The organism is Pseudomonas citronellolis, from assembly GCF_029335315.1.
Taxonomy (GTDB): Bacteria; Pseudomonadota; Gammaproteobacteria; order Pseudomonadales; family Pseudomonadaceae; genus Pseudomonas; species Pseudomonas citronellolis_A.
In genome coordinates, this window is record NZ_JARJLT010000086.1 from 25,359 (window position 1) to 34,992 (window position 9,634).

9 protein-coding genes are annotated in these 9,634 nt (G+C 68.7%); all 9 read left to right on the forward strand.

Features of this window, described 5'->3' with window-relative positions; translation table 11 throughout:
- The 9 genes from P3W75_RS07615 to P3W75_RS07655 all read left to right on the forward strand — a co-directional run bounded on the left by P3W75_RS07615 (nt 1) and on the right by P3W75_RS07655 (nt 9,627).
- Entirely contained in the window at nt 1–2,556 is a 2,556-nt protein-coding gene (locus tag P3W75_RS07615) for a YdbH domain-containing protein (RefSeq protein WP_276226756.1), read from the forward strand.
- Between the two features lie 16 nt (nt 2,557–2,572).
- On the forward strand, nt 2,573–2,764 hold the full coding sequence (locus tag P3W75_RS07620) for a YnbE family lipoprotein (protein ID WP_276226757.1): 192 nt from the start codon (nt 2,573–2,575) through the stop codon (nt 2,762–2,764).
- A gap of 11 nt (nt 2,765–2,775) precedes the next feature.
- A complete protein-coding gene (locus P3W75_RS07625; protein ID WP_276226758.1) occupies nt 2,776–3,120 on the forward strand; it encodes a YdbL family protein in 345 nt (114 codons plus the stop codon).
- Nucleotides 3,121–3,472: 352 nt separating this feature from the next.
- Complete coding sequence (gene dadA / locus P3W75_RS07630; protein WP_276226759.1) at nt 3,473–4,768, forward strand: D-amino acid dehydrogenase; 1,296 nt, start codon at nt 3,473–3,475, stop codon at nt 4,766–4,768.
- Nucleotides 4,743–5,096: a RidA family protein gene (locus P3W75_RS07635; protein WP_276226760.1), complete on the forward strand. Its 354-nt coding sequence runs from the start codon at nt 4,743–4,745 to the stop codon at nt 5,094–5,096. Before dadA ends, P3W75_RS07635 begins: the two co-directional genes overlap by 26 nt.
- Before the next feature lie 114 nt (nt 5,097–5,210).
- Nucleotides 5,211–6,284, forward strand: coding sequence for an alanine racemase (gene alr / locus P3W75_RS07640; RefSeq protein ID WP_276226761.1), 1,074 nt, complete (start codon nt 5,211–5,213; stop codon nt 6,282–6,284).
- Nucleotides 6,285–6,447: 163 nt separating this feature from the next.
- Nucleotides 6,448–6,996 carry a cupin domain-containing protein gene (locus P3W75_RS07645; protein WP_276226762.1) on the forward strand — a complete coding sequence of 183 codons (549 nt, stop codon included), beginning with the start codon at nt 6,448–6,450 and terminating at the stop codon, nt 6,994–6,996.
- Between the two features lie 158 nt (nt 6,997–7,154).
- Nucleotides 7,155–7,583: a c-type cytochrome gene (locus P3W75_RS07650; protein WP_346429853.1), complete on the forward strand. Its 429-nt coding sequence runs from the start codon at nt 7,155–7,157 to the stop codon at nt 7,581–7,583.
- A gap of 190 nt (nt 7,584–7,773) precedes the next feature.
- Nucleotides 7,774–9,627 (forward strand): acetyl-CoA hydrolase/transferase C-terminal domain-containing protein, encoded by a 1,854-nt coding sequence (locus P3W75_RS07655; protein WP_276226765.1) that lies wholly within the window; start codon nt 7,774–7,776, stop codon nt 9,625–9,627.
- Nucleotides 9,628–9,634 lie beyond the last annotated feature (7 nt).

Sequence of the window (9,634 nt, forward strand, 5' to 3'; positions counted from 1 at the left end):
ATGCCCTCGACCCGCACCCGAACCCTGCTGTTGCTGGCGTTGCTCCTGGCGCTGCTCGCCGTGCTGGCGGGGCAGGCCTGGCAGCGCTTGCTGGCCGAGCAGGGCATCAGCGCGATCGAGTGGCAGGGGCCGGGCCTGTCGAGGGACGGATTGCGTCTGCAACAGCTGGACGTGCGGCAGGAAAAATCCGCTTCGCACATGGAAATCCACGCCGAAGGCCTGAGCCTGGGCTGGCCGCGGCGCATCGACGGGCGCTGGCGCCTGGGCGCCGTGGAATTGCAGCGGCTTCGCCTGGCGGCGTGGCCCGACACGGCGGCGCCGGCGGAGCAGGGCGGCTGGCCGGACCCGGAGCGGGTCGGCCTGTGGCTGGGGCTGCTGCCGCAACGCATCGAACTGCCCCGCGCCGAACTCGAACTGCCCTGCGCGAGCGGGCAGCGCTGCCAGCTGGCCGGCAGCCTGCACTGGCAGCAGCTGCCCGGCAACACCGCGCAACTCGCGGCCGAACTGGTACAGGGCGCGCAGCGCCTGGCCGTGGCCGGCGAACTGCGACCGCGCCAGGACGCCTGGCAACTGAACCTTGCGGCCGACCTGGACGGCGCCCGCCTGGCCGAGCTCGACGCCGAGTGGCTGCCGGGTGAACGGCGCTGGCGCGGCAACCTGGCCAGCCCCGGCGTGCCGCCGCTGGACGCGGTGCGCGCCTGGCTGGCGCCCTGGCTGCCGACGCCGACCCTGGCCATCGCGTTGCCCGAAGCCGGGCGCCTGCGCCTGAGCTGGGACAGCCTGCTCGGCGGCGACGGCCCCTGGCCGGACTGGCCGGGCCTGCGCGACAGCCAGGGCGAGCTGGAGCTGGCCATGCAACTGCCGCAACCCTGGCCGCTACCGGGCCTGGGCTCGCTGCAGGGCGACCTGCAACTGCAGGCGAGCGCCGCCACGTCCGGGCAATGGCGGCCGAAGGTGCTGGACGGCGACCTCTACCTCAGCGACCTGTATGGCGACTGGCTGCAGGCGCTGCCCGTCGGCCTGCGCCCGGCCAGCCTGCGCCTGGCGCTGCAGCCGGACGACAGCGCGCCCGGCGCGGTGCGCCTCGACCTGCGCGGCAAGGGCGCCAGCGACCTGCGTTTGCAAGGCGTGCTGGCGCTGGTCGAAGGCGAGCGCCTGGCGCTGGCGCTGAGCCAGGGGCGCCTGCAAGGCCAGGTGGCCGACCTGCAGTTCCCTGGCCTGCGCCTGGGCAAGCTGGCCCTCGACCTGCCGCTGGACGGCGAGATCGGCCAGGCCGCCGCCCAGCTGCGCCTGGGCAAGGCGGCGAAACTGAGCCTGGCCAGCCTCACCGGGCCGCAGGCGATCAAGGCCGGCAAGCTCAGCGTCACTGCGGACCAGGCCACGCTGGCGCTGGGTTACGCCCAGGGCCAAGCGTTCAGCCTTGGCTTCGACGGAGCCGTGCAATTGGCCGTCGGCGAGCTGCGCCAGGCGCAGCTCAAGCCCCTGGCCTGGAGCTACCAGGGCCAGCTCAGCGCCGGGCTGGCGCAGCAGCGGCTCAAGGGGCGCCTGCAGAACAGCGGTGGCCTGAGCGCCGACGTCGAGTTGCAGCATGCGGCCGACGGTGGTCTGCAACTGTCGGCGCAAGTGCCGGAGTTCTTCCTGCGCACCGGCAATCCGCTCGCCGCCAGCCTGGCCGCCTGGCCCGAACTGCTCAGCCTGAACAATGGCCGCCTGCGCGGCAGCGTCGACTGGAAGCTTCCTCCAGCAGGCGCGCAGCAACTGGCGCTGGTCCTGAACGGAAACGGCCTCGACGGTGTCTATGACCGCAGCGAGATCCACGGCCTGGACGCTGAAGCGAAGGTGCAGCTGCGCGGGAACGACCTGCTGCTGCAGCTGCCGAGCCTCAAGGTGGCGCAATTGAACCCCGGCGTGCCGCTCGGCCCCCTGCAATTCCAGGGCGACTACAGCGCCAGTCTGGCCCGGCCGCTGGCCGGGCGCCTGGACTGGCGGCAGCTGGAATTGCAGCTGTTCGGCGGCCGCGCCTGGCTGGACGCCGGCACGTTGCGCCCGGCGGCCGAGAACCCCGCGCAGAACCTGCACCTGGAGGGTGTATTGCTGGAACAGATTCTCAAGGCCTACCCCGCCGAGGGCCTGGCCGGAAACGGCATCCTCGATGGCCAGCTGCCGCTGCTCATCGGCCCCGATGGGTTGAGCGTCAAGGGCGGCCAGGTGGCGGCGCGGCAACCCGGCGTCCTGCAGTTCCGCTCGGAGAAGATCCGCGCCCTGGGCCAGAGCAACCCGGCCATGCAGCTGGTGGCGACGATGCTCGACGATTTCCGCTACGAGCGCCTGGCCAGCAGCGTGGATTATGCTCGTAACGGGCGCCTGCTCCTGGGCCTGGCCATCAGCGGCCGCAACCCGGCGCTGGAAGACGGGCGGCCGGTGAACCTCAACGTCAACCTCGAGGAGAACATCCCCGACCTGCTCACCAGTCTGCAACTGAGCGACCGGGTCAGCGACGTCATCCGCAAGCGCGTGCAGGATCGCCTGCGCAACAAGCCCCCCGCCGCGCCCTGAGCGCAAGGAGAACCGCATGCGCCTGAGCGCATTCATCGCCGTCCTGGCCCTGCTCGGGCTCAGCCAGGGCTGTACGCCGACAGTCCAGCTGGCGGCACCCAAGGAGCCGATCAACATCAATCTCAACGTGAAGATCGAGCACGAGATCTACATCAAGGTCGACAAGGCCCTGGATGGCATCATCAACGAGAACAGCGGTCTGTTCTGAGGAGCTTTCACATGACACTGCGCAGCAAATTCGGCGTCGCCCTGCTGGCTCTTTGCGTCAGCCTGCCGGCCCTGGCCATGAGCCTGGAGCAGGCCATGTCGGCCCTCGGCGCGGCCAAGGCCCAGGGGCTGGTCGGCGAACAGGCCGACGGCTACCTGGGGGTGGTCAGCAACAGTGGCCAGGCCGCCGACATCGCCGCCCAGATCAACGCCGCGCGCCGCGCCGAGTACCAGAAGGTGGCCGGGCAGAGCGGCGCCAAACTCGGCGACGTCGAGACCCTGGCCGGGCAGAAGGCCATGGAGCGCACCCCGGCCGGCCAGTACATCCAGCGCAACGGCAGCTGGGTGCGCAAGTAAGGGGATTTCCCTGGCGCCGCCGTTCGACGGCCGGCGCCTGCGGCCGAGGGTCGCGGCAGCGCTTCTTCCTGTTTCCATCGCCCCTGGCGGGAGTTATTCCCGCCAAGGTCCTCCTGTGCAAAATTCCTTTCTGAAACCGGCGAATTCGCGCCAAGCATCGGCTGCGGCTTTTTCAGGTGCTTTTGCAGGGTGTCTGGGGGATGCGCCTCCGTATTAGGCGCATTTGCCAAGAATTTCCTTCAATTACCCCCTGCTAAATAGTGATTATTTCTGCCGGTGAATTCCTATACTGCGCGCATCTTCGTTCAAAATAAAAAACGTCGTGTGCAGGCACGCGACGTAGGAGGCAGCGATGCGCGTTCTGGTCCTTGGCAGCGGTGTGATCGGCACCGCCAGTGCTTACTACCTGGCCCGTGCCGGTTTCGAAGTGGTGGTGATCGACCGCCAGCCCGGCCCGGCCCTGGAAACCAGCTTCGCCAACGCCGGCCAGGTCTCCCCCGGCTACGCCTCGCCCTGGGCCGCCCCGGGCATCCCGCTGAAGGCCATGAAGTGGCTGCTGGAAAAGCACGCGCCGCTGGCCATCAAGCTCACCGGCGACCCCAGCCAGTACGCCTGGATGTGGCAGATGCTGCGCAACTGCAACGCCGCCAGCTACGCGGTGAACAAGGAGCGCATGGTGCGTCTGTCCGAGTACAGCCGCGACTGCCTCGACGAACTGCGCGCCGAAACCGGCATCAGCTACGAAGGCCGCACCCTGGGCACCACCCAGCTGTTCCGCACCCAGGCCCAGCTGGACGCCGCCGCCAAGGACATCTCGGTGCTGGAAAGCTCCGGTGTGCCCTATGAAGTCCTCGACCGCGCCGGCATCGCCCGCGTCGAGCCGGCCCTGGCCAAGGTGGCCGACAAGCTGGTCGGCGCCCTGCGCCTGCCCAACGACCAGACCGGCGACTGCCAGATGTTCACCACCAAGCTGGCCGAACTGGCACAAGGCCTGGGCGTGGAATTCCGCTTCAACCAGAACATCCAGCGCCTGGATTTCGCCGGCGACCGCATCAACGGCGTCTGGGTCGATGGCCAGCTGGTCACCGCCGACCACTACGTGCTGGCCCTGGGCAGCTACTCGCCGCAGATGCTCAAGCCGCTGGGCATCAACGCCCCGGTGTACCCGCTGAAGGGCTACTCGCTGACCGTGCCGATCACCAACCCGGACATGGCGCCGACCTCGACCATCCTCGACGAGACCTACAAGGTCGCGATCACCCGTTTCGACCAGCGCATCCGCGTTGGCGGCATGGCCGAGATCGCCGGCCTCGACCTGTCGCTGAACCCGCGTCGTCGTGAAACCCTGGAAATGATCACCAACGATCTCTACCCGGAAGGCGGCGACGTCAGCCAGGCGACCTTCTGGACCGGCCTGCGCCCGGCCACCCCGGACGGCACCCCGATCGTCGGCGGCACCCGCTACCGCAACCTGTACCTGAACACCGGCCACGGCACCCTGGGCTGGACCATGGCTTGCGGCTCGGGCCGCTACCTGGCCGACCTGATGGCCAAGAAGCGCCCGCAGATCAGCACCGAAGGCCTGGACATCTCCCGCTACAACAACGCTTCGGAGAGCCAGAATGGCCATCCTGCGCCGGCACACTGATGCACGCATGAGCCAGATCGTCGTCCACAACGGCACCGTCTACCTGGCGGGCCAGGTGGGCGACGACCTGACCGCCGGCGTCGCGCAGCAGACCCGCGAGACCCTGGCCAGCGTCGAGCGCCTGCTCGACCAGGCCGGCACCGACAAGACCCACATCCTCTCGGTGACCATCTACCTGAAGGATATCGAGGCCGACTTCGCCGGCATGAACGCCGTGTGGGACCAGTGGCTGCCGCAAGGCAGCGCGCCGGCTCGCGCCACGGTCGAGGCGAAGCTCTGCGAGCCGGAGATCCTGGTCGAGATGTCGGTGGTCGCGGCCCTGCCGTAATCCCTTTGCGTGGGGCCTGGTCGGACTGCCAGGCCTTTTTTTCTTCCCCGGCCTTCGCCGCGGCGAGCCCGTCGCACCCGAATTGTCGTACCCGAATAACAGAGAGTGACCGCCATGCGTCCAGCCCGTGCCCTGATCGACCTCCAGGCCCTGCGCCACAACTACCGCCTGGCCCGTGAAGTCAGCGGCGCGCGGGCTCTGGCAGTGGTCAAGGCGGATGCCTACGGGCATGGCGCGGTGCGTTGCGCCCAGGCCCTGGAGGCGGAGGCCGACGGCTTCGCCGTGGCCTGCATCGAGGAAGCCCTGGAGCTGCGCGAGGCCGGCATCCGCGCGCCGATCCTGTTGCTCGAAGGCTTCTTCGAGGCCAGCGAGCTGGAGCTGATCGAGCGCCACGACCTGTGGTGCGTGGTGCATTCGGCCTGGCAGCTGGAGGCCATCGAGCGCGCCCGTCCGGGCAAGCCGCTGACCCTCTGGCTGAAGATGGATTCGGGTATGCACCGCGTCGGCTTCTTCCCGCAGGACTACGCCGGCGCCCTGGCGCGCCTGCAGGCCCTGCCGCACGTGGCCAAGGTGGTGCTGATGAGCCACTTCGCCCGTGCCGACGAACTGGGCTGCGCGCGCACCGAGGAACAGGTCGCGACCTTCGAGGCGGTGCGCGCCGGCCTGGGCAACGAGGTCAGCCTGCGCAATTCCCCCGGCATCCTCGGCTGGCCGAGCGTACCCAGCGACTGGGTGCGCCCGGGCATCATGCTCTACGGCGCCACCCCCTTCGAACAGGCGCACCCGCTGGCCGACCAGCTGCGCCCGGTGATGACCCTGGAATCGAAGATCATCGGCGTGCGCGAACTGCCGGCCGGCGAGCCGGTGGGCTACGGCGCGCGCTTCGTCGCCGAGCGCCCGGTGCGCGTCGGCGTGGTGGCCATGGGTTACGCCGACGGCTACCCGCGCCACGCTCCGGATGGCACCCCGGTGTTCATCGACGGCAAGCCCAGCCGCATCATCGGCCGGGTCTCCATGGACATGCTCACCGTCGAGCTCACCGACCTGCCCGGCGCCACCCTCGGCAGCCGCGTCGAGCTGTGGGGGCCGAACGTCCCGGCCAGCGAGCTGGCCAGCCGTTGCGGCAGCATCCCCTACCAACTGTTCTGCAACCTCAAGCGCGTACCGCGTGTCTACAGCGGAGACTGAACGACGAACTGCGTAAAGTTTGCGCAGTATCTGGAGTCGATCTGTTGTAAATACTGAACGGTGTTGCCATGATACGGAGCACTTCGGAACCCGCTCGCCGCAAGGCGTAGGCGGGTTCTGCCGTTAGAGCCTGCCAGAACAAGAAAGAAGGAGGACCCCACCCTTGGACGTTGGCGCTCGTCTGCAAGCCATCCGCAAACTCAAAGGGCTGTCCCAGCGTGAACTCGCCAAACGCGCGGGTGTCACCAACAGCACCATCTCGATGATCGAAAAGAACAGCGTGAGCCCGTCGATCAGCTCGCTGAAGAAGGTACTGGGCGGCATTCCCATGGCGCTGGTGGAATTCTTCTCCCTGGACATCGAGCAGGACAGCAACACCCAGGTGGTCTACAAGGCAGACGAACTCAACGACCTGTCCGACGGCGACATCATCATGAAACTGGTCGGCAAGGCTTTCCCCAGCCGCGCGATCACCCTGCTCGACGAGACCTACCCGCCAGGCGCCGACACCGGCGACGACATGTATTCCCACGAAGGCGAGGAGACCGGCGTCCTGATCGAAGGTCGTCTGGAGCTGACCGTCGGCGAGGAGACCTACGTCCTCGAGAGTGGCGACAGCTACTATTTCGACAGCACTCGCCCGCACCGCTTCCGCAATCCCTTCAACGCGCCGGCGAGGCTGATCAGCGCGACGACCCCGGCAAATTTTTAGAGGCGGCCGAGCCGCCTGCGACCGTATGACGCAAGGCCCGCGCGGGCCCTGCAATTGTTTCCGGCGCGCGGTCTTCCGTTATACTTGCGGCCGCCCGCGCGACCTAGACTGCGATGGAACCGTGCCCGGGCGAGACAAGCCACGATGAGGGTATAAGGGTGAACCTGATAAAGAAAATCCTGGTGGCCCAGGCCGCCGTGCTGGCCCTGATGGGCGCTAGCGCTCAGGCCACGACCAACGACGACGCCATCGCCAAGCGTCTGGAGCCGGTGGGCAAGGTCTGCGTTCAGGGCAAGGAATGCGAAGGCGTCGGCGCCGTAGCTTCGTCCGGTGGTGGCGGTGCGCCGCGCTCCGGCGAGGAAATCGTCGGCAAGGTCTGCACCAACTGCCATGGCACCGGTCTGCTGGGCGCGCCGAAAGTCGGCGACAAGGCCGAATGGGGCAAGCGCGCGAAAGAGCAGGGCGGCCTCGACGGTCTGCTGGCCAAGGCCATCTCCGGTTTCAACGCGATGCCGCCGAAAGGCACCTGCGCCGATTGCTCGGACGACGAGCTCAAAGGCGCGATCAAGCACATGTCCGGCCTCTGATCCCCGGCCCGACAGGAAAAAGCCGCCCACGGGCGGCTTTTTCATGCCTGGGCGAAAGGCGACGGAGCGTCTGCCGTGGAATCCGGTCCAAACTGGATCGGCAACCACGGAGGATCCTGCCTTGGCCCAACGCTGCACCCTCGACGAAGCCATCGACCAACTGCTGGCCCGGCTCGACGGCCCGATCCGCCTGGGCCTGCCCCTCGGCCTGGGCAAGCCCAATCACCTGGTCAACGCCCTCTACCGGCGCCTGGCCGCCGAGCCGCGGCGCCAGCTGACGCTCTACACCGCGTTGTCCCTGGGCCGGCCGCGCGCGGACGGCGAACTGCAGCGGCGCTTCCTCGAACCCTTCGTCGAGCGCCTCTATGGCGACTACCCCGAACTCGACTACCTGCGCGACCTGCGCCAGGGCAGCCTGCCGGCGAACGTCCGCGTCGAGGAGTTCTACCTGCAGCCGGGCAGCCTGCTGGACAGCGCGCCGGCGCAGCAGAACTACATCAGCTGCAACTACAGCCATGTCGCCCGCGACCTCGACGCCAAGGGCATCAACGCGGTGGCCCAGCTGGTCGCCCGCGACCCGGCGCGGCCGGGTCGGCTGAGCCTGGCGTGCAACCCGGACATCAGCCTCGACCTCAAGCCGCTGCTCGAACGCCGCCGCGCCGCCGGCGAGCGCATCCTCTGCATCGGCGTGGTGCACCGCGACCTGCCGTACATGCCCGGCGACGCCGAGGTGGAGGAGGGCTTCTTCGACCTGCTGGTGGAGCCGGCCGACGCCAGCCAGCTGTTCTCCACGCCGAACATGCCGGTGCTCTGGCAGGACCACTGCATCGGCCTGCACGCCAGCGCGCTGGTGCGCGACGGCGGCACCCTGCAGGTGGGCATCGGCGCCATGGGCGACGCGCTGACCTCGGCGCTGCTGCTGCGCCAGCGCGACAATGCCGCCTACCGCTCGCTGCTCGCCGAGCTGGAAATCGCCGAGCGCCACGCCGGGCTGATCGAGCGCGAGGGCGGTGTGGAGGTCTTCGCCGCGGGCCTCTACGGCTGCAGCGAGATGTTCGTGCCGGGGCTGCTGAACCTGGCCGAAGCCGGGGTGCTCAAGCGGCGGGCTTATCCACAGGCCGAGCAACAGCGCCGCGCGGACGCCGGCGAGGACGTGCCCGGCGGCGTCTGGCTGCACGGCGGCTTCTTCCTCGGCCCGCAAGCCTTCTACCAGCGCCTGCGCGAACTGCCGGCCGAGCGCCTGGCGGCGATCGGCATGACCGGCATCGGCTTCGTCAACAACCTGTACCGCGACGAGGAACTGAAGCGCCTGCAGCGCCGCGACGCGCGCTTCATCAACAGCGCCTTCACCGTGACCCTGCTGGGCGCCGGGGTGGCCGACCAACTGGAGGACGGCCGCGTGGTCAGTGGCGTGGGCGGGCAGTACAACTTCGTCGCCCAGGCCCACGAGCTACACGGCGGGCGCTCCATCCTGCTGCTGCGCAGCTGGCGCGAGAGCGGCGGCGAAGTCAGCTCGAACATCGTCTGGAACTATGGCCACACCACCATCCCGCGGCACCTGCGCGACCTGGTGGTGACCGAGTACGGCATCGCCGACCTGCGCGGCAAGAACGACGCCGAGGTGATCGAGGCGCTACTGGCGGTCGCCGATTCGCGCTTCCAGGACAACCTCGCCGCCGAGGCCAAGGCGGCGGGCAAGCTGCCGGCGGATTTCGAGCTACCTGCGGCATGCCGCGACAACACCCCCGGTCGCCTGCGCGGCATCTGCGCCCGGCATCGCCAGGCGCTGCCGGAGTACCCGCTGGGCTGCGATTTCAGCGCGGAGGAGCGCGACCTGCTGCGGGCGCTGACCTGGTTGAAGAGCAAGCTCAAGGTCAGCGAGATCATCGAACTGGGCAAGGCCACCCTCGACGCGCCGCCGGCCGAAGCCTTCCCTGCGCACCTGCAGCGCATGGGGCTGGCCACGCCGGACGGCCTGCGTGAAGAGCTCTACCAGCGCCTGCTCCTGGCTGGCCTGCAAGCCAGCGCCGAGAGTTTCCCGTAGGGCACAT